This window comes from Ruegeria sp. CDSA079, assembly GCF_059612245.1.
The window spans coordinates 89,947-110,944 of record NZ_JBXWQF010000012.1 but is presented as its reverse complement, the minus strand read 5'-3'; the positions used below and the strand labels follow the sequence as shown (position 1 = coordinate 110,944).

Here is a 20,998-nt window from a genome sequence, read left to right as displayed (position 1 = left end):
GTTTCAAAGACTGGCTTTGAGACCCTCAACCAGAAGATCCCAGACCCTGCGAATGCGCGGGGTCTGGCGCATGGCCTGTGGAGCGGCCAACCAGACCGGTAGAACCGGAATGTCCACATCAAGTGGCAGAATCTCAACCACCGGATCAGCCGCGGCCACCTGTATCTGGCTGAACCCGATGCCGCAACCAGCTCGGATCAGTTCCCAATAGGCGCTTTGCAGATCGCAGCGGGTGGTGAAACTGTCACGGCTGGCGGGCCATCCCTTTTCGCGCATGGCTTTGATGATGTCTTGGTTGGCATCAAAGCCAACCAGGTCATGTGCGAAGAGTTCCTCGGGGGTTTTGGGGCGTCCTTTTCGGTCCAGATAGGATTTGGCCGCACAAAAACACAGGGGCACCTCTCCCAGATGGCGGGAAATGATGTCCATCTGGGCCGGGCGATACATGCGCACCGCAATGTCCGCCTCGCGGTACAGAAGGTTCTCGGTTGTGTCGGTGGCGACCAACTCAAGCTGAATGGACGGTTCTTTCCTGCGGATGTCCGCAAGGATTGGGGGCAGCAGGTGATGCGACGCAAAGACGGATGCGGTGATCCGGACAGAGCCTTCCAATTGCTGGGATTGCCCGGCAGCGGCCAGGCTGAACGCAGTCATGGCGCTGTGCATTTGTTGCGCCATGGGCAAAAGCTGCGCGCCCGCCGCGCTGAGTTTCAGCCCGCGTGCGTGTCGATCGAACAGGGATACGCCCAACGCGTCTTCAAGGCTTTGGACCTGTCGTCCCAATGTGGGCTGGCTGCGATCCAGGTGTCGGGCCGCTGCAGACAGTGAACCTGTTTCGGCTACGGCCAGAAAGCTTTGGATCAGGGACCAGTCCGCGTGTGTCAGTGCTTTATCCATTCAGAAATGAATACATATTCTGCGCCCAGCGGCAATTCATTATGTAAAATGAATGGGTAGATTGCCTCTGAACAGGAGGTCGCCATGACACAAACAGCATTGATACTGGGTGCATCGGGCCGTTTCGGGCGCAATGCCAGGCTGGCTTTTCAGGCCGCAGGATGGGAGGTGCGGGTGTTCAGCCGTGGCTCTGACACACTTGCGCAAGCGGCACGTGGGGTGGACGTCATCGTGAACGGGTGGAATCCGGCCTATCCAAACTGGGCCAAAGATGTACCAAGCTTGACGCGACTCGTGATTGATGCCGCGACACGCGCGCGGGCAACCGTGCTGCTTCCGGGCAATGTCTATGTGTTCGGAAACGACACTCCAAGCCCGTGGTCAGGTGAAACGCCGCATCTGGCCACCAATCCGCTTGGGCGTATCCGGATTGAGATGGAAGAGGCGTATCGTGCCTCAAGTGTTCGCACCATCATCCTGCGTGCAGGGGATTTCATTGATACAAAGGCGTCAGGCAACTGGTTCGATCAGGTCATGATCAAACGCCTGGAGCGCAAACAGTTGACCTATCCCGGCAACCCTGAGGCACTGCATGCCTGGGCCTATTTGCCCGATCTGGCCCGCGCTGCCGTCGCGCTGGCCGAGATGCGCAGAGAGTTGCCCAGGTTTTGTGATGTTCCGTTTGAAGGATACACCCTGACCGGAACGCAGATCGCACAATCGCTGTCGCGCGTTATCGGGCGGCCTATTGCCGTGAAGCCGATGCAATGGTGGCCGTTGCAATTGGCCCGCCCGTTCTGGTCCATGGCCCCGCATCTGATCGAGATGCGATACCTGTGGCAGATGCCGCATCAATTGGATGGAGCCCATTTGGCAGACCTGCTTGGTCCGATGGTTCAGACCGATTTGGATGATGCCATGCGCACTGCGATCCCAACTGAAACTGTTGCATCTCTGTCTGCGATCGCAAATGCGGGCGATGCTTTAGGGTAACGTGATATCAACCCAGACCAGACGGTGTCTGCTGGCGCGCTGGGCGCTGTCAAACAGCGCACTGCTTTCGTCGGGCCACACAACCCCAGAGCCAACAACGCGCAGATCCCTGGACGGCAAGAGATAATCAACGCGCATCTCTCCTGTAGCTTTCCATTCGACGGTTGCGGAGGAACCTGACGGGTCTGTCGGGCGCGGATCCTGCACATTGGGATGAGAGAGCAGAGCGTGGATGGCCTGCTTGTGCCCCTCACCGCGCGAAGGGTCGAGATTGGCGTCCCCGGCGATAGCGAAAGGCCCTGCGGGCGCTGGCCCCAGATCACCGTTCAGAAGGACGGACCAGAACCGGATCTCATCCCGGTTGCGCAGACCATTGCGGTCCTCGGGCCCGTCGAAAACTGGCGGGGCGGCGTGAAAAGTCATCAGGTTGATCCGCCCCCATGGGGTTTTGACCGGCACCACCCAATGCGCGGTCGAGGACAAACGCTGAACTGATTGCGCATCCTTGGACGGAAAGGGTTGCCCATCTACCCGGGGCGGATCAGCCCCCGGAAGATCCTGCCAAAGCAGATCGGAAAAATTCTGAACTTCTTCGCTGACGATTTCATAGCGGGACAGAACCGCCAGCCCGCCTTGGCCCGTGAACTGGCCCCAACCCTGCGCGTCGCCGGGGCCTTGAGTTCGGCCATCTCCGTCCAAATCCAGCGATGTTTCGAGACCCGCATTGGGTTGCGCAGAGAAATGATAGCCATAATCCAAACCTGCGGCGAGCAGTTTGTTGGCCAGATCGTTGAGAGCCGCGCCCTCCATGTCCCAATCGATACCCTGTAGGGCGATAACGTCAGGATGGGCTGCCGCGATAACGTCGATGACGGCCAGAACCTGACTGTCATCGCGTTCAATGTCGCGCAACAACAATGCAGGGCCTTTTCGGCTGAGCTCGGTATTGTAGGTGGCGATGCGTAAGATGTCTGCCTGTGCTGCCAAGGGCAGCAGAAGCAGAACCAATGCGCGGATCATGCAGCCTGCGTCGTCTCGCTTGTTGAATAGGCGCGGCGTTTTTCCACAATCAGCCCGGCAATACGCAGAGTCGCCACGCCACGCATGATCATGCTGGCTGGCAGAAAGGCCCATGCGCACATGGTCCAGATAAGCGTCTGCGGGTTGCTGAGTGAGATCGGAGCAACCATGCTGCTGACGAGTTTGATAACGGCCGGAATAAGGAAGGGCAGCAGAATACCGATGCAGATGTTCAGGCGGCCATCCCGTTGCAGGCGTGTCACAACGTCTCCGCCTTTGGTGGGATCAAAGAGTGGCAGATTCGTCCAGACATTGAAGGCCCCGTTCCCGGTGGGCCATCCGCGGACCTTAACCGCATACGCAAAGCTGGCAACTGTTACCAGAGCAGCTACATAGGCCACGCTGGCCGTAATCCGCACCAGTTCGATCAGTGTGTGACCGGCATCCGCAGGCAACATCAACACAACCAAACGAACCGGAGAATAGGGGAAATCTGCCACATTTGCGACGGCCAGACCGACACCATATGCAAATGAGGTCAGATCGGTCGGCGTGTAGCCATTTTTACAGATCAAAGTCAGGAACGTGACCATCGACATCAGACCAACAAACCGAAGGCGATTCACCGGTGGTGCGTCGCGAAATTCGATAAAGCTGGGAAAGGCGGAATTGTATTCCGCAAACGTCAGAAGGAACGCGAGGATCGCGAGAAAGACCAGAATCTCGGTCCCGTTCGTCGATGATACAGGCAGGTACAACGCGGGAGTCAGCACCATCAGTGCTACAAGTACTCCGCGTATCGCCGCCCCTGTTGTGCGTGCAATCACAATCCGAACCCTTTTTCAAACCGAACCAGTCGATCTTTGCCGACCTGAATCCAACTTGTGCCCGTCTCCTCGCGTCTTTGTGACGGATGCCTCTTTAGCGCCAACATGGACGACAAGCGGCATTTCGCTCAAGACAGGGGGCAGAAAACACGTGATTTCGGGCAAAATGATGGCGCAACTGGTGCGAGATTGCATCAATTCGGACGCAAATCCGACGTGTATCTCAATGTGAGACCTACATGTTGTGGTTTTGCAAAAATCAACCCCAAGAACGAGAACGAGGTCGCCGCAGCGACCCCGTTAGGTTGAGTGTCCACAGATTCGCCCCCAGAATCACACCCAGGGACGGGCCTGACTGGCGTGATCTTCGAATTTGTCGATGTGATGATCTTTTTCCATCGTCAGGCCGATATCGTCCAAACCGTTCAGCAAGCAGTGCTTGCGGTGCGGATCGACGTCGAACTCGATGACAACGCCGTCCGAGGTGGTGATCTGCTGATCTTCCAGATGCACGGTTATACGGGCGTTTTCGCCTTTATGTGCGTCTTCCATCAGAACTGCATGATGTTCTTCCTCGACCACGATGGGCAGGATTCCGTTCTTGAAGCAGTTGTTGAAGAAGATGTCGGCAAAGCTGGTCGAGATCACCACCTTGATACCGAAATCCTTGATTGCCCAAGGCGCGTGCTCGCGCGATGAGCCACAGCCGAAATTGTCGCCAGCAACCAGAATCTCGGCCTCACGATAAGCAGGCTTGTTCAGGATGAACTCTTCGTTCTCCTGCCCGTCATCGTGATAGCGCATCTCATCAAACAGCACGACGCCAAGACCGGATCGCTTGATGGTTTTCAGGTGCACTTTTGGGATGATCATATCGGTGTCGATATTGATCAGCGGCATTGGGGCGGCCACCCCGTGGACTTTGTCAAACTTTTCCATGTTTACACTCCTGCGAGAGAGGGCCGCGCCCGTATCCCGCGTTTAAGCTTCTTTCGTTTCGCCTTTGGGTGCGTTCTTGACGAAGAGCGCCATGAAGACCAATCCGAACCCGTTGAACAACATCTCGATTCCCAGCAGGATTCCCAGCAAACTCAGCAGAGCTGTAGGTTCGCTGCTTGCATAAGACCAGATGATGCCTGCGAGGATGATCGACAAGATGCCCGAGATCATCGTAGGCCAGAAAAACTGCGTTCCTTTCATCTGGAACGACAGGATGACCCGTGCGATGCCGCCTGCCATAAACAGGATCAGCATCACGGTCGCCAAGGTCAGTGTGCCCTGCAGAGGGTGATCCAGAAAGGACCAGCCCAGAAACAGCATGACCGCACCCATGATGAGTGACAGAATCTTGTTGCCCGTGCCTTCGACGGTAAATCCGCCGACCACTTGCATCGCCCCTGCAACCAGCAACAACGCGCCGGTCACCACTGTCACGGCAATCGAAGCCGCAATGGCATTGCCCAGGGCAAAGATGCCGAACGCTATGGACAGAAGTCCCAGCAAAAGCCATTTGATCCAGTCACTCATTTCTTCAATCCCTCAAATATCTAGCTATGAGGGCACCTTACATCAATTCACGGACGTCTGTCAGCCGTCCTGTGATTGCCGCTGCGGCAGCCATCGCCGGGCTCAGCAAATGGGTCCGTCCGCCGCGGCCTTGACGGCCTTCGAAGTTGCGGTTCGAGGTCGCGGCACAGCGCTCGCCCGGCTGCAACTGGTCAGGGTTCATCGCCAGACACATTGAACAACCGGCCAGACGCCATTCAAAGCCTGCCTCTTTGAAGATTTCCGCCAGACCTTCTTCCTCAGCCTGTGCTCGGACCAGACCGGAACCCGGCACGACCATGGCGCGCATCCCATCCTTGATCTTCTTGCCTTTCAGAATCTCTGCGGCGGCGCGCAGGTCTTCGATGCGGCCATTAGTGCAGGAGCCAATGAATACAGTGTCGATTTCCACGTCGCTCAGCTTCTGGCCGGCTTCCAGACCCATGTATTCGATGGAACGTCGGGCCGCGTCGACCTTGCCGCCTTCGAAATCTTCCGGGTGGGGGATGGTCGCTGTGATCGGCAGAACATCCTCGGGGCTGGTGCCCCAGGTCACGACTGGCGCGATGTCTTCACCGCGCAGGGTGATGACTTTGTCGAAATGCGCTCCTTCATCGGTGAACAGGGTCTTCCACCAATCCATCGCAGCTTCCCACTGGGCACCTTTAGGGGCGTGCGGGCGGCCTTTGACATATTCAAAGGTGGTTTCATCCGGTGCGATCAGGCCAGCGCGGGCGCCGCCTTCGATGGCCATGTTGCAGACGGTCATCCGACCTTCCATCGACAGATCACGGATCGCTTCGCCGCAATATTCGATGACATAGCCGGTGCCGCCGGCGGTGCCGGTCTCGCCGATCACGGCCAGAGTGATATCCTTGGCAGTCACACCCGGCTGCAGCTTACCGGTGATTTCCACCTTCATATTCTTGGATTTCTTCTGGATCAGGGTCTGGGTGGCCAGAACATGTTCCACTTCAGACGTCCCGATGCCGTGGGCCAACGCTCCAAACGCGCCGTGAGTCGCCGTGTGGCTGTCGCCGCAGACCACGGTCATGCCGGGCAGGGTCCAGCCTTGCTCGGGGCCGACAATGTGCACGATGCCCTGCCGCACGTCATTCACCGGATAATAGTGAATGCCGAAATCCTTCGCGTTCTTGTCCAACGCTTCGACCTGAATGCGCGATTCCGGGTTCTCGATCCCATTCACGCGGTCTGGTGTGGTTGGAACGTTGTGGTCCGGCACGGCGATGGTCTTTTCCGGTGCGCGCACCTTGCGGCCCGCCATGCGCAGGCCTTCGAACGCCTGCGGGCTGGTGACTTCGTGTACCAGATGGCGGTCGATATACAGCAGGCAGGTGCCATCATCGGCTTCGTGCGCGACATGGGCATCCCAGATCTTGTCATAGAGTGTTTTGGGGGACATTGGTCCACTCCCGTATGTAATGAGAATTGGCTGGCGAGTTGGCTTAGGCCGCGGCTAGGCGGGCCAGAACCGTGCGGGCGGCCCCAAAGAACCGTTCGCGCAGGCGCGTGCGGTCTTGCAGGTCGATATTCGGGGCCGTATGAGGTCTCATAAGCGGTCAGATATAGATACTGGTCGAGTCTATCAAGGTCTTGCGTACCCCTGCAGATGCCGCCAAGGCACATTCCTGCGAGGGGTCGGGGGGCCTTCATTGAAATGTCGTGGGGTGCTTGTTACCTTATTAATACCCCGGCGCCGGGGTTTCACGGCGCGCAACAAAGGAGGACTATGTCCTGTCTCTACATACACAGGCGGGTTTACCCGCCGATGACGGGGCCAAAATGATGGCCCACTCTCAGTCAATCAGCGACAAGCTGCTTGAGCGTATCCTTTCCTCACTTTCCGATGACAAGGCCGAAGACGTCGTGCAGATCAATCTGCAGGGTAAGTCTTCTGTTGCGGATCACATGGTTATTGCCTCGGGTCGGTCGACCCGTCAGGTCTCGGCCATGGCGGAAAAGCTGACGGATCGCATCAAGCAGGAATTCGGTTTCACCTCGAAGGTCGAAGGCAAAGATGCCGGCGACTGGGTGCTGATCGATACGGGCGACGTGATCGTCCATATCTTCCGCCCCGAAGTGCGTGAATTCTATCAGCTGGAAAAGATGTGGCTGCCTCAGGGCGGTAGCGCCTCGGCAAACTGAGGCGCCATCCCGGCCTGTATTAAGGGGCCGGAGGCGAGAGAGATATGCGTATCAGCATAATTGCGGTCGGGCGATTGCGTGCCGGACCGGAGAGGTCCCTGCTTGACGACTACATGACCCGATTTGACCGGACCGGCCGTGCGTTGGGTCTTGGTCCCGCGCGTGTAGTCGAAGTCGAAGACAAGAAAAACGCTGGCATGGGGGCAGAGGCTGCCCTGCTGCGCAAGGCGGTGCCCAAAGGTGCTGTGATCTGCACCTTGGATGAGCGGGGGCGGGTCATGTCCTCACCCGAATTTGCCAAAAAGTTGGGTGGATGGCGCGATGCTGGGCGGCAAGATCTGGCGATGATCATCGGCGGAGCGGACGGAATAGACCCTAATCTAAGGGCTGAGGCCGATTTTTCCATTTCATTCGGGTCGATGGTCTGGCCCCATATGCTTGTCCGTGTGATGTTGGCCGAGCAACTTTATCGGGCCGCGACCATCCTGTCGGGCGGCCCTTATCACCGGGTCTGACATGGCGCAGCTTCTGATCGTTTACCATTCGCGCACCGGTGGAGCCCGGCAAATGGCCGAAGCAGCGGCGGAGGCCGGACGAGACGAGGCAGACGTTGTTCTAAAAACCGCTGATAAGGCCGGGCCTGATGATCTGCTAGAAGCCGACGGCTATCTTTTCTGCGCGCCCGAGAACCTGGCCGCGATTTCGGGTCTGATGAAGGAGTTTTTCGACCGCAGTTACTATCCGGTTCTGGGGAAAATCGAAGGTCGTCCATATGCGCAACTGGTCTGCGCGGGATCAGATGGCGCAAACGCCGCGCGCCAAACCGCCCGCATTGCAACCGGCTGGCGGTTGAAAGAGGTGCAACCACCGCTGATCCTCTGCACCCATGCACAAACGCCCGAGGCGATTCTGGCCGAAAAATCTATTCCCGAAGATCAGCTTGAGAAATGCCGCGAGATTGGAGCCGCGATGGCGGCGGGCTTGAGCCTTGGGGTGTTCTGACGTTCAGTTCAGGTCGACCACTGTTGTGTCTTCGCCCCAGCCACCGACATTGTCACGCGCCTGAATCTGCACCTGCGCTGTGCCTTCGGGTATCTCCACACCGCTCAGCGAGCGGGTGAACGGCTGCTCATCCACATGTGGGTGATGCAGGACACGCATCCCCAACTCGTTTCCATTCATGTCCAAAACACGCCAACCATCGGCGTAATCATCCCATCCGATGTCCGGGTGCCGAATCGTGACATCGAAGCGCCATGTATCGCCACTTCGACTGGCCGCGACTTTCTCGATAGTCGGCGAGTCGGCAACGGTGGGGCTGGCCAGGAAGGCGCTGAGAATCACATATCGCATAGCGCGAATGTACGGGGTATCGCGGTGCATCGGGATCACGTCTCTGTGTTGGGGTTTTGAGACATCAGGATTGTTCGGGACTGCGAGGCAAATTCGCGCCGATACAAGACCCCGAACGTGGTCACGGTGCCCAACATCAGAGCGATTGGCCCAAGGAACCATGCCAACGAGGCCAGCGCAAAATAGGTGGCGCGGAGACCGCGGTTAAAGCTGCGCGCTGCTGTGACGCAAATCTCGGCCGATTGAGCGGCGCGTGGGTACGCTTGCGGGTCTTCAGGGTCGTTTGGGACCGATGCCATCAACACGGCACAATACCCAAACAGGCGATGCGCCCAGACATATTTCAAGAATGCGTTGGCCAACAAGAGAACGACGACTAGTATCTTGATCTCCCACACCATGGCAGGCGCGCTTCCGATGGCGAGGTCACTGGCAACTCCTGCCAGTCGCTCGGTATTGCCCAACAGGGCCAGCCCACCGCCGATCGCAATCATTGTGGTGGACGCGAAGAACGTACTGCCCTGGCGCATTGCGGCCACAACCTGCGCGTCGAACATGCGCGGTTGGCGCGTCACCATCTCGCGCATCCAATCGCGGCGGTAGTTGTCCACCATCTGTGAGACAGAACGCTTCTGCGGCGACGGATGTTCGATCTTCCACCCGATCCACAGCCACGCGCCCAGCAGTACGGCGAGGGCGGTGTAGTCCAGAGGGGAAAACAATGCGGCACGTTCGATCCAGATCATAAGCGTGACACTAAGGCCGAATGGAAGAACTTGCCAGATTTTGAAATTGGTAATATTATTTTACCAAAAGGAGACGCCGCCATGGAAATGCCAAAGCCAAGCCCGCAGGTTCTGAGCCGAAAATCGGAGATTGTTGCGCGCCTGTCGCGTGTCCTGCACGAGAGTGCCATCATCGAGGACCCGGTTGAGACCCGAGCCTATGAGTGCGATGCGCTGACAGCGTATAAGTGCCCACCGATGCTGGCCGTGTTGCCGTCCAATACAAAAGAAGTCTCGGATGTTCTGCGCATCTGCCATGAAGAAGGAGTGCCGGTTGTCCCACGTGGCGCGGGCACCTCGCTGGCGGGCGGGGCCCTGCCCACTGCGGATTGCGTCATTCTGGGCGTGGCGCGGATGAATGAGGTGCTGGAGGTCGATTATGACAACCGCTTCATCAAGGTGCAGACCGGACGGACCAATCTGAGCGTTACGGGCGCCGTCGAGGAAGAGGACTTCTTTTATGCGCCCGATCCGTCCTCGCAATTGGCGTGCGCCATTGCCGGGAATATCGCGATGAATTCGGGTGGTGCGCATTGTCTGAAATACGGAGTGACCACGAACAACCTGCTGGGTGTGACCATGGTGATGATGGACGGCAGTGTTGTCGAAATCGGCGGTGCGCATCTGGATGCCCCCGGTCTGGACCTGCTGGGCGTCATTTGCGGGTCAGAAGGGCAGTTGGGTGTCGTGACCGAGGCCACGCTGCGTATTCTGCGCAAACCCGAAGGGGCGCGGCCGGTTCTGATGGGCTTCGATGACAATGAGGTCGCGGGCCAATGTGTCTCTGATATTATCAAATCTGGTATTTTACCGGTTGCGATCGAGTTCATGGACACCTTGTGCATCAAAGCCTGTGAGAATTTTGCGAAGGCCGGATATCCCGATTGCCATGCTCTGCTGATCGTCGAAGTTGAAGGATCGGAGGCCGAGATTGATCATCAGCTTTCGAAGATTGTCGAGATCGCCAAGCGTCACAATCCCGTTGAGCTGCGCGAAAGCCAGTCTGCCGAAGAAAGCGCAAAAATCTGGCTGGGCCGGAAATCGGCTTTTGGCGCAATGGGGCAGATGAACGACTATATGTGTCTGGATGGGACGATTCCGGTGTCCTCTTTGCCCGAAGTCTTGCGTCGCATCGGTGAGATGAGTGAAGAATTTGGACTGCCGGTGGGGAATGTGTTTCACGCCGGCGACGGCAACATGCATCCCTTGATATTGTTTGATGCCAACAAACCCGGCGATTTGGAGAAATGCGAGGCGTTTGGGGCCGAGATCCTGAAGCTGTGCGTGGATGTCGGCGGATGTCTGACGGGCGAACATGGCGTCGGCATCGAGAAGCGGGATCTGATGTCACATCAATATGCGCCAGCCGATCTTGAGGCGCAGATGGCGGTCAAGGATGTATTTGATCCCCAGTGGCTGTTGAACCCCGCAAAGGTGTTCCCTCTGGACGTATCCGAGGCGCGGCGCATTGCGGCGGAATAAAGGGGCTGTGCCCCAATCTCGCAGGCGCGATTTCCCCGGAGTATTTTTGAAAAGATGAAGCAAATGAGACCTGAGACGGAAGCCGAGTTGGCGGAACTGGTGGCCGGGTTGAAAGAGCCGGTGCGGATAGCTGGGGGCGGAACACGCGGTGTGACCGGGCCGGACACTGAACTGAATGTGTCGGGGCTGAGCGGTATCACCCTTTATGAGCCCGGAGCCCTGACACTTGTGGCCAAGGCAGGTACGCCACTTGCTGAGATCGAGGCCGCGCTGGATGCGGAAGGGCAACAACTGGCGTTTGAACCGATGGATCATCGCGCGTTGCTGGGAACTTCGGGTGAACCGACCATTGGCGGTGTTGTCGCTGCAAATGTTTCAGGGCCGCGCAGGATTCAGGCCGGAGCGTGCCGGGACTTTCTGTTGGGCGTGCGCTTTGTCGATGGGCGCGGTCAGGTGGTCAAGAACGGTGGGCGGGTGATGAAGAACGTCACCGGTTATGATCTGGTGAAATTGATGGCTGGGTCCTGGGGCACGTTGGGAGTATTGACCGAGGTTTCATTGAAAGTGCTGCCCAAACCAGAGGCCGTTGCGACGCTTGTTTGGGAAGATCGCGGGTGGACCGCGACGTCCAAGCTGTTTTGTGACGCATTGTGCTCGCCCTTCGAAGTCAATGGCGCGGCGCGGTTGCCCGAGTGTGGCGGCAAACCTTCTCGGACGGTGCTGCGGATCGAAGGGTTTGAGCAATCTGTCGAGTATCGCGTCGGCAAGTTGCTGGAACTTTTCGCGGAAATGAAGCCGGATCAGGTTGTCACCGATCCGGTTGAAAATGCTGCGATTTGGCGTGAAGTGCGCGACATCGAGCCTTTTGCCGACAAGACGGGCAATGTCTGGAAGACCTCGGTCAAGCCGACGGACATGGTCCGTGTGGCCAGCGACAATAATCCGAACAGGGTGGTCGATTGGGGTGGCGGTCTGATCTGGACTTTGGCGCCCGAAGGCGAGGATTTGCGAGCCGCTCTCAGTTATGTTCAGGGGCATTCAACGCTGGTGCGGGCGGCCCCGGAAGAAATGCAAGCGCTGGGGCGATTCCAGCCGGAAAACGCCGCTCTTTTGGCTCTAACACAGGGGATAAGGGCGAGGTTTGACCCTCGATCCGTATTCAATCCGGGACTGATGGGGTAGGGCGATGCAAACAAAATTCACAGAAAAACAGCTGCAAGACCCGGCATTCCAGCGCTCGAACGAGATTCTGCGCAGTTGTGTGCATTGCGGGTTCTGTACTGCGACATGCCCGACCTATCAGGTGTTGGGGGATGAGTTGGATAGCCCGCGCGGCCGTATCTACCTGATCAAGGACATGCTGGAAAACGAACGCGTACCGGATGAAAAGACGGTCAAGCATATCGATCGCTGCCTGTCCTGTCTGGCCTGCATGACCACCTGTCCATCGGGTGTGCATTACATGCACCTGGTCGATCACGCACGCGAATATATCGAGTCGAACTATAAACGCCCCTTGACGGACCGTGTACTACGTTGGGTTCTGGCGCAGATCCTGCCCTATCCGATGCGGTTTCGCTGGGCCCTGATCGGTGCCAAGCTGGGCCGTCCGTTTCGGTTTCTGATGCCTGATGCCCGGTTGCGGGCGATGTTGGATATGGCCCCAAAACACATCCCGCCGGTCAGCCGCAACGATGACCCGCAGAGTTTTTCGGCCAAGGGAGATCGGAAAAAGCGCGTGGCACTGATGACGGGCTGTGCGCAGAAAGCCCTGAACACGGACATCAATGACGCCACGATACGATTGCTGACCCGTCTTGGATGCGAAGTTGTGGTGGCCGAAGGCGCTGGGTGTTGCGGAGCTTTGACGCACCATATGGGTAAAAGTCGTGAAAGCCACGCGGCCGCCGCCGCCAATATCAAGGCGTGGACGCGCGAAATGGACGGCGATGGTCTGGATGCCATCGTCATCAATACGTCGGGCTGTGGTACGACAGTCAAAGACTATGGACATATGTTCCGGAACGATCCTCTGGCCAAAGATGCTGAGCGTGTCTCGGGTATTGCCATGGATATCAGTGAGTTGGTCATGCAGCTGGACTTACCTGATGGACGCGACAAAAACCTTACGGTTGCCTATCATGCGGCCTGTTCCCTGCAACACGGGCAGAAGATCAAGACCTATCCCAAGGACTTGCTGAAACGGGCCGGGTTCAACGTTGTCGAGCCTGCCGACAGCCATCTGTGCTGCGGCAGCGCCGGCACGTACAACCTGATGCAGCCCGAGATTTCTGGCCAGCTGAAGCAGCGCAAGGTCAAAACGCTGGAAGTGAAGAAGCCGGACCTCATTGCTGCAGGAAACATTGGATGCATGATGCAGATCGGGTCGGGCACGCAGATCCCGGTTTTGCATACAGTTGAATTGCTGGACTGGGCGACTGGTGGGCCAAAGCCGCCGTCGATGCAACAATCAAGGGACGCTGTACCGATCTTGAAGTAATTCGCGTTGGTGCCCACGCGCATCACTTGCCTTGGAATTTCTCGCAGCCGCTGATTGCCCTATTTTCGCCCAACGCAACCCGTAGGACAAATAGGCCAGAGTGAATCCCGGAGAACCGCGTGCGTAACTGGATCAAGGCGATTGTGCTCTGTGTCTTGCCGATGGCGGCCACAGCGCAGGATACCGGGCTGAAAAGTCTGGACACTTCGGATTCTGGTCGCGAATGGATGGCCGTGGGTCGGCTGGATATAGCGGGCAAAGGGTTTTGCACCGGAACGCTTGTGTCGCCAACATTGGTGCTCACAGCGGCACATTGCCTGTTCGACAAAGTTTCAGGGCAACGGATCAATCCGGGAGATATCGAGTTTCTGGCAGGTTGGCGTTTGGGGCGTGCCCTGGCCTATCGGACGGCGCGGCAGGCCGTGATCCATCCCGACTATCAATTCAGCGCTGCCTCAACAACCGACAGGGTAAGCGTGGATGTGGCCTTGATCGAGCTGTGGCAACCCATCAGAAACACCGCCGTCATTCCCTTCGAGTCAGGGGATCAACCCCGCAGGGGCGCGGAAGTTGGCGTAGTGTCTTATGCGCATGACCGGTCCGAGGCACCATCGCTGCAACAGGTCTGTTCCGTGATGAACCGGCAAAAAGGTGTCATGGTCATGTCGTGTGACGTTGATTTCGGCTCGTCCGGGGCGCCGGTTTTTTCCTTTGAGGGCCCGCGCCCTCAGATCGTGTCTGTTGTTGCGGCCAAGGCCAGTCAGGACGGCGAGAATGTAGCAATTGGCACTGCCGTTGAGCACTCTTTGCAATTGCTGCGTGATGAACTGGCTGCAGGGCGTGGATTCGGATTGTCATCGCCCAGCTCAGGGTCTGGGAAAAACGTCGGCGCGAGGTTCATTCGGCCGTGATCAGATCCTTCCTCAGTCTCATTTTAGGTTTAAGCGTTCTGGCCACCATGTCCCATGCGCAAGCCAACAAGCGCAAGCTGACGGACCGGGATGACCTTTATGGTTGGGAAGCGATCGGGCGGCTGGATATGGGGGGCGGGTCGTTTTGTACCGGTACGTTGATTTCGCAAGACATGGTTCTGACAGCGGCGCATTGCGCCGTGGATCAGCGCACCGGAACCGCATTTGCCCCCGAAGACGTTACTTTTCGCGCCGGGCTCAGCAACGGTAATGCCCTGGCCGAGCGTCAAGTTTCACAGATTGCAATTCACCCAAACTACGGCTCTAATCCGCCGCTTTCGCATGATAGTGTTCGGATAGACGTTGCCCTGTTGCGCCTTGGTGCGCCTATTCCCTATTCCATCGCAGACCCCTTTGCGCTGCACAGCGGGCGTGTTCTGGGAAGTGAGGTCAGCATCGCCTCTTATGGTCGTGGGCGGTCCGAGGCGATCACGCGGGAACGCTCGTGCCGAATTGTCGATCGTCAACTGGGGCTGATCCTGTTTGATTGCGATGTCACTTTCGGGTCGTCCGGGTCCGCCGTTCTGGCGAAGAACGGATCGCGCTGGCAGATCCTGTCCGTTGTTTCGGCGGTTGGTACAGATGGCAGCCGGAAAGTCGGCTTTGGCATGGAGCTTGACGGGATCGTCACCGAGCTCAAGGCCATCATGCGGCGTGACGCACCACAACCCAAGGCGTCGATCCGACGGTTGCAAGTCGGTTCCGGCAAGTCTGGATCAGGGGCGAAATTCATCAGCTCTGGCGGGGGTTGAACTCGATCAAATCGCTACCCATGTGATGTGTATCGGATCGCCACAACGGGGTCCGGTACCTGTAATCGCCCGTCCAGTCGGAGGGCACTTATCGTAAATCGCTCAAGGATGAGGATACGACACATGCGTACATTTGACTTTGCACCGCTGCACCGCGCAACTATCGGTTTTGACCAGATCGCTGACATGATGGATCGCGTTCTGACCAACGATGTGGCTCAGCCCAGCTATCCGCCATACAACATCGAAAAAACCGACGCCGACACCTACCGCATTTCGGTCGCTGTCGCCGGTTTTTCGGAAGATGACCTGTCCGTCGAAGTGAAGGAAAACTCGCTTGTCGTGGCCGGCAAAAAAGCCACCGACGACAAGGACCGCAGCTTTCTGCATCGTGGCATTGCCACCCGCGCGTTCGAGCGTCGTTTTGCGCTGGCAGACCACGTCCGCGTCACTGGCGCAAGCCATGAGAACGGTATGCTGAATATCGACTTGAAGCGCGAAGTTCCCGAGGCCCTGAAACCGCGCCGGATCGAGATTTCGTCGTCCAAAGCCATCGAGAAGGATGTGGTGGACGCCAAGGCTGTAAATTAACACGCCTGAGAATCCTGCGACAGTCTCCTCCTCCCAGACTGTCGCAACACACGTCCCGCGTTCCTCCAGACGCGGGGCGTTGTTTTTTGGATTGTGCCTGTCGGCAATAGGAACCCATAGTCTCCGCTTGCTGAATCTCTGCTTCATTTCTTCGGGACCCGTGCTAGCACTTGTGCATGGCAGCGACGTCGACACAGACCAAACCGGCTATTCCTTATGCACTTGCGGTCTTTGGTGTTCTATTTGCATCAATTTGCTTTGGGCTGGTTCCCTATTTTAGCAGGGGACTGACCGAGCAAGGCGTCGCACCCTATGCCGTTGCATTCTATCGCTACGTCGTATCGGCAGTCTTGCTGCTGCCTGTTCTTGTCATTCACCGCAAAGCGTGGCGCGAGATTTGTTGGGGTCTTGCGGTGGGCGTGGTGATGGGGCTTGGGTGGACAGGCTACGTGACCGCGTTGGAAACATTGCCCGCCTCGACGGTCGGCGTCCTATACATGACATATCCGGTTTTCACGTTGGTTATGGCCTGGGTTTTGTTCTCGGATACACCCACTCGGCGTGCATTGTTCGCCTCGGGCCTTATCGTGGTGGCCGCAATCATAGCTGGCTCGCCCGCATCTGTTCCGCTCGAGCACATTCCGACGCTTCTGATTTCGCTGGCAGCCCCACTTGGTTTCGGTTTCGGCATATCTGTTTTGGTGCACAGGCTGTCCCGCATCGCGCCACTTGCACGCATTGCCTCGGTTTCTTTGGGATCGGTACTTGGGCTTTTGCCTTTGATGTTGAGTGCGGACGTTTCCAGTTTGCTCCCGAAAGGGCAGTCCGATTGGATGTTGATCATCGGAATTGGGTTGATCACTGCGCTGGTGCCGCAGCTGATTTACACGATCTGTTCGCCGCTGATCGGTGCATCTCAAACCGCAGTCGTAGGAAGCATTGAATTGCCCACGATGTTTGCCGTCGGGTTCTTTGCGTTTGGAGAGGTTATTACAACATCCCAGGCCGTGGCCTGCGCTTTGGTTTTGGGGGCTATCGCGACCACCAGAAGTCGGACGACGCGCACCGTGACCACTGTAATCTCAGAAGAACCAAAGAAGTAAGCGTGCGCCTATTCGAAGCTGCAAAAGAAAAGACCCCGCGAAGTTTTCCCGCGGGGCCAATAATGCGCTGGGATTGACAATCAGTTCCCAGCCGTGACTGACCCGATCGACCAGAACATCGTCTCGCCCGAGGCATCATCGACGCCGTCATTGTCGGTCATCACAAACGCCTCGCCCGAGGGCAGAATGGCCAGACCTTCGATCTTGTCCAGAACGTAGCCACCGGTTGAGGTCAGGTCGGGCAGCAGGTCGCGAACCTCTTGTTTGCTGACCACAGGCAATTCGCCGCCAAGTGGGGCCGGGGTCATATCGGACAGCGGAATGCGGTAGATCTTTTTGGTCACGGCGCGGTGGTCGTGCTGATTGTCGCGTTCGATGACGTAGACATGGTCACCAAATGCCACGATTTCCGACAGACCAACCCAGCCTTTTTCCGGATCAGCTTTTGGATAGTGCACGGCACCCCATTCCCTGGTGTCCAGATTGTAGGCAACGAGTTTCACGTGGTTGTCCGGATCGTCCTTCCATTCGCGCTGAACTGCCATCCACAGGGTGTCGCCAACCCTGGTGATGCCCTCAAAGCCAAAGCGCTTCTCGACGGCCATCAGTTCCGGCGGCAGGCCGATCTCGCCCTTACGATCCTTGATCTTGCCTTCGGCCGAGACGTGGTAGATCGCGTGCGGGATCACTCGGTCGGTACGGCCTTCGGAAGCAACATAGAAACCACCCTCACCGTCCAGTGTGATGCCTTCCAGATCCAACTTCTGCGCCGGGTTGCCGTCCTGACGGTGAATGCGGATCACGTCCACGATGCGGGCCGGGGTCTGACCGGGATCGATCTTGAAGATCGAGGGCTGGAAACCGTAGAAGCTGTCATTGACCGCATAGATCATGCCGTCTTCATCCGCGACCAAGCCGGACAGAGCCCCCCATCCGATCAGCTCATCCGCGCCTGCGGACGTCAGATGCGGATAGTTGGCTGGGGCCTCCTGGTATTCAAAGACCAAAACGTGGGCACGCGGGCCACCGTCTTCGATCAGGTCCTTTTCGTTGGCCGACACCAGCAGGTTACGCTCTGGGATCGCAACATAGCCTTCCGGGCCAACGCCCGAAGGCAACAGTTGCTTTAGTACCGGGTTGGCCGGGTCGGTGGCATCATAGACACCCACGACCGAGGCGCGTTCGGCCCCGACAAAGATCATGGGCGTGCCGCCAAAGGTCGCTGCGGTCACGCTTTCGGGCTCGACCCCTTTGCTGTCCGAGCGTTTGTCGGGGTAGTGGCCGATCTGGATTATGGCTTTCTCGAACTCGGTGCCATTTTCGTACACAACGGTGCCGTCCTTGTGGAAGATCGTCCAACCGCGCGAACCACCCTCATAGTCGCCTTCGTTGGCGGTGGCGAAATGATTGTCGTCGATCCACTTCACGGCATCAGGCTCGCGCAGGCGGCCCGGCTGGCTTTCGGTAAAGATCAGCGCGCCGCGCTCGTCGGTGGCGTCGATACCTTCAAGATCAACTGCACCTGCCGAGAAATGGCTGACCACGTTGCCGTCTTTGTCGACCACCGCGATGTGGTTATTTTCCTGCAAGGTGATGACGGTCTCGCCAAGGGCGTTGATGTCAACAAACTCGGGCTCGGGGTCCGTCGGCGCAACCTCGGCCAAACCGGTCAGCGGGGCCATCTTCATGCCCGCGCACTCCAGCGCGCCGTCTTTTAGCGGTACCAACGCCAGGGACCCGGCCGGTAGCTGCGGGATGATGCCGTCGTTCAGGTCTTCGTCGCGCTCGTTTTCGATCGCCACGGCGACAAAGCTGCCGTCGGGGGCGATGGCGACGCTGTCGGGCTGACCGCCCAGATCACAGGCACCGGTTTCCGCTTTGCCCGCGATATCGACCGAGATCAGCTTGCCGGACGGAGCGGTATAGCTTTCCGACGTGTTGACGCCCACAAAAGCTGTCGCACCGACGATTCCAACCGAGGTTGGCTCGCCACCCACTTCTATTGCACCCAGCAGGGCCGGGTTTGCGGGGTCAGTGATGTCGATCAAGCCGATCACGCCCAGTGGGCTGTCGGTGTAGACCAGCGTCATCCCATCCGCAGTTGCCGCGATGATTTCGGGCGAGGTTTCACGTTCGGTGTCGGCCCCCTCGGCCATGTTCTTGACGACTGGAAAAGACGCAATTCGGTTGAAGTTCATCTCTGCCACGGCCTGACCGGTGGTCAGGGCAAGGGCAGATGTCAGGCAGGCAAAACGCAAAGACATCGTTGGGTATCCCCTCTCAATTGGATGAGAGGGGGATGAACGCCGGTCATTGCAGGGATGTGACGGTTTGTTTGCAGTTTTGTGACAAACCAAACGACCCCGACGCGATGCACCGGGGTCTTGTCAGATCAAACCGACAGGCAGACGTATTTCATTTCCAGATAGTCTTCCATGCCGTGGTGGCTGCCTTCGCGGCCCAGGCCGGATTGCTTGACACCGCCGAACGGGCCAAGCTCGGTCGAGATGATGCCGGTGTTCACGCCTACGATGCCATATTCCAGCGCCTCGGCCACTTTGTAGACGCGGCTCAGGTCCTTGGCATAAAAATAGGCGGCCAGGCCAAAGATTGTATCGTTGGCCATGGCGATCACATCATCCACATCCTCGAATTTGAACAGCGGGGCCAGCGGGCCAAAGGTTTCCTCCTGCGCGACTTTCATATCCTGCGTGACGCCGGTGACGATGGTCGGCTGGAAGAAAGTGCCGCCCAGATCGTGGGGCAAGCCTCCGGTCAGGACCTGACCACCCTTTGCAGTCGCGTCCGCAATGTGGTCCTGAACCTTGACAACCGCCTTGTCGTTGATCAACGGGCCGGTCGTGGTGCCGTCTGAAAGGCCATCGCCAACCGACAGCGCTTCAGTCGCGGCTTTCAGCTTTGCTGCGAAGGCGTCATACACACCAGCCTGAACGTAGATACGGTTTGCGCAGACGCAGGTCTGCCCGTTGTTGCGGAACTTGCACATCATCGCGCCTTCGACAGCGGCATCCAGATCGGCGTCGTCGAACACGATGAACGGAGCATTGCCGCCCAGCTCCATCGAGCATTTCATCACCTGATCCGCCGCCTGCCGCAGAAGGATGCGGCCCACCTGAGTCGAGCCGGTGAAGGTCAGCTTGCGAACTCCGGGATTTTCGCAGAATTCTTTGCCGATCTCACTGGCGTTCAGTGAGGGCACAACGTTGAATACCCCCGCTGGAATGCCTGCACGGTCGGCAAGTACAGCCAGCGCAAGTGCGGACAACGGCGTTTCTTCGGACGGGCGGGCCACAAACGCGCACCCGGCGGCCAGTGCAGGGGCCGCTTTTCGAGTGATCATCGCAGTTGGGAAGTTCCACGGGGTGATCGAGGCCGCCACGCCGATCGGCTGTTTCAGCACCATGATCCGTTTGTCGCGTTGATGGCCGGGAATGGTTTCACCGTAAACGCGTTTTGCTTCTTCGCCGAAGAATTCGATAAACGATGCGCCATAGCCGATTTCGCCAATCGCTTCGGCCAGCGGCTTGCCCTGCTCGGCCGTCAGAATCTTGCCCAGATCCTCGGCGTTTTCCATCATCAGATCGAACCAGCGCCGCAGGATCACGGCACGTTCCTTGCCGGTCAGCTTCGCCCATTCCTTTTGCGCGGCCTCAGCTTGCGCGATGGCTCCGGCGACCTGGGCCCGGCTGAGGTCTGCCACTTCGGTCAGAACATCGCCGCGCGCTGGGTTTGTGACTGGGAAACTGCCATTTTCGCCATCGACCCATTGGCCACCGATATAGGCTTTGGTCGCCAACAACGCAGGGTCTTTAAGCAGCGATTTCAGGTCGGTTGTGGTGTCCAGCATGGGTCAATCTCCGGCAGGAATGGGGTTGGGCGTACTCAATCAGGTGGGATTGTCCTTGTCTATGTCCACTATAGGCACGGGATCAATCCAGATTTGATCAAAAACAGGTGCTGATCCGATCTATCTTTTTTGCATCGAGTTTGCG

At 57.9% G+C, this 20,998-nt stretch carries 22 protein-coding genes; 11 read left to right on the top strand and 11 right to left on the bottom strand.

The genetic code is table 11. From position 1 onward, the window contains the following. Positions 1–3: 3 nt before the first annotated feature. The gene (locus AC2FJZ_RS14240) at positions 4–897 is read right to left on the bottom strand and encodes a LysR family transcriptional regulator (protein ID WP_496778365.1); all 894 of its coding nucleotides are present in this window, start codon (positions 895–897) and stop codon (positions 4–6) included. A gap of 84 nt (positions 898–981) precedes the next feature. Between AC2FJZ_RS14240 and AC2FJZ_RS14235 the strand changes: the two genes are divergently transcribed. Next, positions 982–1,890 carry a Rossmann-fold NAD(P)-binding domain-containing protein gene (locus AC2FJZ_RS14235; protein WP_496778363.1) on the top strand — a complete coding sequence of 303 codons (909 nt, stop codon included), beginning with the start codon at positions 982–984 and terminating at the stop codon, positions 1,888–1,890. On the opposite strand, the gene AC2FJZ_RS14230 is transcribed toward AC2FJZ_RS14235, so the two are convergent. The 6 genes from AC2FJZ_RS14230 to AC2FJZ_RS14205 all read right to left on the bottom strand — a co-directional run bounded on the left by AC2FJZ_RS14230 (position 1,882) and on the right by AC2FJZ_RS14205 (position 6,856). Then, positions 1,882–2,910 (bottom strand): endonuclease/exonuclease/phosphatase family protein, encoded by a 1,029-nt coding sequence (locus AC2FJZ_RS14230; protein ID WP_496778361.1) that lies wholly within the window; start codon positions 2,908–2,910, stop codon positions 1,882–1,884. The genes AC2FJZ_RS14235 and AC2FJZ_RS14230 overlap by 9 nt on opposite strands. Continuing rightward, positions 2,907–3,737, bottom strand: coding sequence for a hypothetical protein (locus tag AC2FJZ_RS14225; RefSeq protein WP_496778359.1), 831 nt, complete (start codon positions 3,735–3,737; stop codon positions 2,907–2,909). The genes AC2FJZ_RS14230 and AC2FJZ_RS14225 overlap by 4 nt, the downstream gene beginning before the upstream one ends. A 333-nt stretch (positions 3,738–4,070) precedes the next feature. Next, positions 4,071–4,676: a 3-isopropylmalate dehydratase small subunit gene (gene leuD / locus AC2FJZ_RS14220; RefSeq protein ID WP_496778357.1), complete on the bottom strand. Its 606-nt coding sequence runs from the start codon at positions 4,674–4,676 to the stop codon at positions 4,071–4,073. A gap of 42 nt (positions 4,677–4,718) precedes the next feature. Then, the gene (locus AC2FJZ_RS14215) at positions 4,719–5,264 is read right to left on the bottom strand and encodes an HdeD family acid-resistance protein (protein WP_050605606.1); all 546 of its coding nucleotides are present in this window, start codon (positions 5,262–5,264) and stop codon (positions 4,719–4,721) included. A 37-nt stretch (positions 5,265–5,301) separates the two neighbouring features. Then, the gene (gene leuC / locus AC2FJZ_RS14210) at positions 5,302–6,705 is read right to left on the bottom strand and encodes a 3-isopropylmalate dehydratase large subunit (RefSeq protein ID WP_050605605.1); all 1,404 of its coding nucleotides are present in this window, start codon (positions 6,703–6,705) and stop codon (positions 5,302–5,304) included. Between the two features lie 43 nt (positions 6,706–6,748). Next, positions 6,749–6,856: an isopropylmalate isomerase gene (locus AC2FJZ_RS14205; protein WP_157054256.1), complete on the bottom strand. Its 108-nt coding sequence runs from the start codon at positions 6,854–6,856 to the stop codon at positions 6,749–6,751. Between the two features lie 229 nt (positions 6,857–7,085). On the opposite strand from AC2FJZ_RS14205, the gene rsfS reads away from it, so the two are divergent. From rsfS to AC2FJZ_RS14190, 3 genes are read left to right on the top strand one after another with little or no spacing between them, the layout of a single operon-like run. After that, positions 7,086–7,448, top strand: coding sequence for a ribosome silencing factor (gene rsfS / locus AC2FJZ_RS14200; protein ID WP_050605604.1), 363 nt, complete (start codon positions 7,086–7,088; stop codon positions 7,446–7,448). Between the two features lie 44 nt (positions 7,449–7,492). Then, positions 7,493–7,963, top strand: a complete 471-nt coding sequence (gene rlmH, locus AC2FJZ_RS14195) for a 23S rRNA (pseudouridine(1915)-N(3))-methyltransferase RlmH (RefSeq protein WP_496778354.1) — start codon at positions 7,493–7,495, stop codon at positions 7,961–7,963. Between the two features lies 1 nt (position 7,964). After that, positions 7,965–8,450 (top strand): flavodoxin family protein, encoded by a 486-nt coding sequence (locus tag AC2FJZ_RS14190; RefSeq protein WP_496778352.1) that lies wholly within the window; start codon positions 7,965–7,967, stop codon positions 8,448–8,450. 3 nt (positions 8,451–8,453) lie between these two features. Here the strand turns inward: AC2FJZ_RS14190 and AC2FJZ_RS14185 are convergent, their stop codons facing one another. After that, positions 8,454–8,801, bottom strand: a complete 348-nt coding sequence (locus tag AC2FJZ_RS14185) for a hypothetical protein (RefSeq protein WP_496778385.1) — start codon at positions 8,799–8,801, stop codon at positions 8,454–8,456. Between the two features lie 35 nt (positions 8,802–8,836). Next, the gene (locus tag AC2FJZ_RS14180) at positions 8,837–9,547 is read right to left on the bottom strand and encodes a DUF599 domain-containing protein (protein WP_496778350.1); all 711 of its coding nucleotides are present in this window, start codon (positions 9,545–9,547) and stop codon (positions 8,837–8,839) included. 81 nt (positions 9,548–9,628) lie between these two features. On the opposite strand from AC2FJZ_RS14180, the gene AC2FJZ_RS14175 reads away from it, so the two are divergent. The 7 genes from AC2FJZ_RS14175 to AC2FJZ_RS14145 all read left to right on the top strand — a co-directional run bounded on the left by AC2FJZ_RS14175 (position 9,629) and on the right by AC2FJZ_RS14145 (position 16,985). Next, positions 9,629–11,068, top strand: coding sequence for an FAD-linked oxidase C-terminal domain-containing protein (locus AC2FJZ_RS14175; protein ID WP_496778348.1), 1,440 nt, complete (start codon positions 9,629–9,631; stop codon positions 11,066–11,068). Positions 11,069–11,131: 63 nt separating this feature from the next. Further along, complete coding sequence (locus AC2FJZ_RS14170; protein WP_496778346.1) at positions 11,132–12,250, top strand: FAD-binding protein; 1,119 nt, start codon at positions 11,132–11,134, stop codon at positions 12,248–12,250. Positions 12,251–12,254: 4 nt separating this feature from the next. Beyond that, complete coding sequence (gene glcF / locus AC2FJZ_RS14165) at positions 12,255–13,568, top strand: glycolate oxidase subunit GlcF (RefSeq protein WP_496778344.1); 1,314 nt, start codon at positions 12,255–12,257, stop codon at positions 13,566–13,568. 119 nt (positions 13,569–13,687) lie between these two features. Beyond that, complete coding sequence (locus AC2FJZ_RS14160; protein ID WP_496778342.1) at positions 13,688–14,479, top strand: trypsin-like serine peptidase; 792 nt, start codon at positions 13,688–13,690, stop codon at positions 14,477–14,479. Then, positions 14,476–15,291, top strand: coding sequence for a trypsin-like serine peptidase (locus tag AC2FJZ_RS14155; protein ID WP_496778340.1), 816 nt, complete (start codon positions 14,476–14,478; stop codon positions 15,289–15,291). Before AC2FJZ_RS14160 ends, AC2FJZ_RS14155 begins: the two co-directional genes overlap by 4 nt. A 123-nt stretch (positions 15,292–15,414) precedes the next feature. Then, on the top strand, positions 15,415–15,882 hold the full coding sequence (locus AC2FJZ_RS14150) for an Hsp20 family protein (RefSeq protein WP_496672377.1): 468 nt from the start codon (positions 15,415–15,417) through the stop codon (positions 15,880–15,882). Between the two features lie 176 nt (positions 15,883–16,058). Then, entirely contained in the window at positions 16,059–16,985 is a 927-nt protein-coding gene (locus AC2FJZ_RS14145) for a DMT family transporter (protein ID WP_496672380.1), read from the top strand. Between the two features lie 80 nt (positions 16,986–17,065). Here the strand turns inward: AC2FJZ_RS14145 and AC2FJZ_RS14140 are convergent, their stop codons facing one another. Both AC2FJZ_RS14140 and AC2FJZ_RS14135 read right to left on the bottom strand, forming a co-directional pair. Then, on the bottom strand, positions 17,066–19,249 hold the full coding sequence (locus AC2FJZ_RS14140) for an esterase-like activity of phytase family protein (protein WP_496778338.1): 2,184 nt from the start codon (positions 19,247–19,249) through the stop codon (positions 17,066–17,068). 128 nt (positions 19,250–19,377) lie between these two features. Further along, a complete protein-coding gene (locus AC2FJZ_RS14135) occupies positions 19,378–20,853 on the bottom strand; it encodes an NAD-dependent succinate-semialdehyde dehydrogenase (protein ID WP_496778336.1) in 1,476 nt (491 codons plus the stop codon). Between the last annotated feature and the right edge of the window lie 145 nt (positions 20,854–20,998).

What these genes read in the sequence shown, in the direction of transcription:
- AC2FJZ_RS14180 (WP_496778350.1), bottom strand. Translation starts at nt 9,547, where the DNA reads ATGATCTGGATCGAACGTGCCGCATTGTTTTCCCCTCTGGACTACACC.
- AC2FJZ_RS14150 (WP_496672377.1), top strand. Translation starts at nt 15,415, where the DNA reads ATGCGTACATTTGACTTTGCACCGCTGCACCGCGCAACTATCGGTTTT.
- AC2FJZ_RS14140 (WP_496778338.1), bottom strand. Translation starts at nt 19,249, where the DNA reads ATGTCTTTGCGTTTTGCCTGCCTGACATCTGCCCTTGCCCTGACCACC.
- AC2FJZ_RS14145 (WP_496672380.1), top strand. Translation starts at nt 16,059, where the DNA reads ATGGCAGCGACGTCGACACAGACCAAACCGGCTATTCCTTATGCACTT.
- AC2FJZ_RS14235 (WP_496778363.1), top strand. Translation starts at nt 982, where the DNA reads ATGACACAAACAGCATTGATACTGGGTGCATCGGGCCGTTTCGGGCGC.
- glcF (WP_496778344.1), top strand. Translation starts at nt 12,255, where the DNA reads ATGCAAACAAAATTCACAGAAAAACAGCTGCAAGACCCGGCATTCCAG.
- AC2FJZ_RS14240 (WP_496778365.1), bottom strand. Translation starts at nt 897, where the DNA reads ATGGATAAAGCACTGACACACGCGGACTGGTCCCTGATCCAAAGCTTT.
- AC2FJZ_RS14205 (WP_157054256.1), bottom strand. Translation starts at nt 6,856, where the DNA reads ATGAGACCTCATACGGCCCCGAATATCGACCTGCAAGACCGCACGCGC.
- AC2FJZ_RS14190 (WP_496778352.1), top strand. Translation starts at nt 7,965, where the DNA reads ATGGCGCAGCTTCTGATCGTTTACCATTCGCGCACCGGTGGAGCCCGG.
- leuD (WP_496778357.1), bottom strand. Translation starts at nt 4,676, where the DNA reads ATGGAAAAGTTTGACAAAGTCCACGGGGTGGCCGCCCCAATGCCGCTG.
- AC2FJZ_RS14170 (WP_496778346.1), top strand. Translation starts at nt 11,132, where the DNA reads ATGAGACCTGAGACGGAAGCCGAGTTGGCGGAACTGGTGGCCGGGTTG.
- AC2FJZ_RS14185 (WP_496778385.1), bottom strand. Translation starts at nt 8,801, where the DNA reads ATGCGATATGTGATTCTCAGCGCCTTCCTGGCCAGCCCCACCGTTGCC.
- rlmH (WP_496778354.1), top strand. Translation starts at nt 7,493, where the DNA reads ATGCGTATCAGCATAATTGCGGTCGGGCGATTGCGTGCCGGACCGGAG.
- leuC (WP_050605605.1), bottom strand. Translation starts at nt 6,705, where the DNA reads ATGTCCCCCAAAACACTCTATGACAAGATCTGGGATGCCCATGTCGCG.
- AC2FJZ_RS14175 (WP_496778348.1), top strand. Translation starts at nt 9,629, where the DNA reads ATGGAAATGCCAAAGCCAAGCCCGCAGGTTCTGAGCCGAAAATCGGAG.
- AC2FJZ_RS14230 (WP_496778361.1), bottom strand. Translation starts at nt 2,910, where the DNA reads ATGATCCGCGCATTGGTTCTGCTTCTGCTGCCCTTGGCAGCACAGGCA.
- AC2FJZ_RS14215 (WP_050605606.1), bottom strand. Translation starts at nt 5,264, where the DNA reads ATGAGTGACTGGATCAAATGGCTTTTGCTGGGACTTCTGTCCATAGCG.
- AC2FJZ_RS14135 (WP_496778336.1), bottom strand. Translation starts at nt 20,853, where the DNA reads ATGCTGGACACCACAACCGACCTGAAATCGCTGCTTAAAGACCCTGCG.
- rsfS (WP_050605604.1), top strand. Translation starts at nt 7,086, where the DNA reads ATGATGGCCCACTCTCAGTCAATCAGCGACAAGCTGCTTGAGCGTATC.